The following is a 1,918-nucleotide window of genomic DNA, read 5'->3' as shown; positions in this document are numbered from 1 at the left end:
CACCACGGCTGCATGCGGGTTCCCAGGGGTCCGTTCCCACGCCCCAGGCCCCTCTAAAGCGCCCCTTTTGCAAGATCAATGCAGCGCCGAACGGCCCGCGCTTCGATTGGGCGTCCTTCGCGCAGCAGGCGCGTACGGTAGGCGCGCATCGCCTTGATCGCCTCTTCCATCACGGCACCAGCGCGATTCATGGACGTGATGCCGTTGCTCCGCAGACCGAGATGTGACACGTTGCCGCGCTCCTGCACCACGCTTTCAGCGCGGTTAGAAGAACGACGGTTCCTGCGGCGGTTGCTTCGGCTTGGCGCGCTCGCGCACCGGCGTCGCTTGTCTCCTACAGCATTTGTGCGCTCTTTGGACTACCGTCACAGGTGAAGGAGCAAGCCGGAATGACCAACCCCAAACCACCGCCGGATGATCCCGTGCAGCTTCCCGTAGAGCCGGAATTTCCCACCGACGACGCGCCAGCCAATCCGCACTCTGACGAAGGCGAGCCTGGCGCTGACGAGAACGCGGCCGGCTTCGCGAAGCCGAAGCTCTGACCCGCTGCTAGCCAAGCTAGCAGCTAGCCGCAGCGACGACCTGCGGCAACAGTTCTTCCGCGGGCGCCTGCAACACCACCGTGCCGCCGAAGTTCCGACCACGAGAAAACCGCCCTGGGCCGCAGCGTCCTGCGCGCGGGCCCGCGTCCAAGGTCAACGGTCGGCGTCGGGTGCAAACGCCAGTTCAAGCTCGTCGAGGGCCTTGCGGGCGAGTCGCAGCGCTTCCACGACTTGCTCGGGCGTTGCGGGGGGCATATGTGGAGCAGCGTGCAGCGCGTTCTTCAATCGTTCGCACGCGGCGTCCCATACAAGGAGCCCGCGGCGTCGCGCCATGTCCAGCTCCGTCATCAGACGTTCCTCTCCCGGCAAAGCCAGAAGAGACCACTATGCGCCCTTCTAGGAAGTTCGTCGGCGGCGCGCGGCTCGGCCCCACCTGCACGTCAGGCACAGGCGTCGCAGAGCCTCAAAGCCGGAGGCCCGGAGGCGAGCAATCGGGAACCCACTCGGAGGTGAGCACCGCGCCTAATTTCCGAGGGTAAACGGGGCGAACCCAACTCCGCGCGCGATGTCTAACCGTGGCAGGATGCCGCTCCGATGCGCCTGTGGGCGGCGTCAACCGAGAGCAACTCTGCGAGCCTCAAGGCGCCATATTTGGACGGCGCGCACGACCATGAGGAGACGAGAAAGCAATGCCGTACGAACTTCTAGAGCGCCTGTGCGTCGCTCGGACCCCCCTGACAATCGATAACCAAGCAGACATCGAAAAGCTGCAGGTATTGAAAGCTGCGCAGATGATAGAGGCGGACCTTCCCCCGGTGCTGTTCACGCGGGGGCACTATTGCTATGCAGCGCATGCGGTGGTGATGAGGGTGACCCCTCAGGGCCATACTGCCATTGAGAAACGTAGGGCTGAAAGGGCCCATGGGGAGCCCTGAGCGCGAATCCCCAGCGGTCATTTCAGTTTTCCACCACGCTCGCGTGACCCGCGACGCATGAAACGGGAACGGCCCACCCCGCGGAACCGGCTTTGCCGGCCCGCTGGGGTTGCCCCCGGAGAGGGGGGGCGGCCAACCGAAGTGGGCAAGCCTTGGGGGTGATCTTTGCGTGACCCGCGATGCATCAAACTTTGCTGTAATTGATGGGCGGCGTCCGGCAAAGAGGTCGGTTTGTACTTGGTGCCTCGAACCCGTATTTCAGTTGGACCCGCGGCTCCACGAGCACCCCGTACTGTCGCCTGGGGCTTGGCGCCCTTGAGCACGCATCTCAGACTTCGATGACGTGGGCCGCACGCCGATGTCGCCGCACATTGGAGGCGATCATGGAAGTCATCTATCCGCGCTGCGCGGGCCTGGACGTGCACAAGCAAACGGTGGTGG

At 64.4% G+C, this 1,918-nt stretch carries 3 protein-coding genes; 2 read left to right on the top strand and 1 reads right to left on the bottom strand.

Annotation, left to right across the window (positions count from 1 at the left end; translation table 11 throughout):
• Both AC1DY5_RS53645 and AC1DY5_RS53640 read left to right on the top strand, forming a co-directional pair.
• Nucleotides 1-227: hypothetical protein (locus AC1DY5_RS53645; protein ID WP_478122356.1), on the top strand; the 227-nt coding region annotated here is incomplete at its 5' end.
• Between the two features lie 162 nt (nt 228-389).
• A complete protein-coding gene (locus AC1DY5_RS53640; protein WP_478122355.1) occupies nt 390-542 on the top strand; it encodes a hypothetical protein in 153 nt (50 codons plus the stop codon).
• A 153-nt stretch (nt 543-695) separates the two neighbouring features.
• Here AC1DY5_RS53640 and AC1DY5_RS53635 read toward each other — a convergent pair whose 3' ends face one another.
• Nucleotides 696-890, bottom strand: a complete 195-nt coding sequence (locus tag AC1DY5_RS53635; RefSeq protein WP_478122354.1) for a hypothetical protein — start codon at nt 888-890, stop codon at nt 696-698.
• Between the last annotated feature and the right edge of the window lie 1,028 nt (nt 891-1,918).

It is taken from the genome of Variovorax sp. P4_D9 (assembly GCF_056401695.1).
Note: the sequence above shows the minus strand (reverse complement) of the source record. Positions and strands in the feature narration are given on the sequence as shown.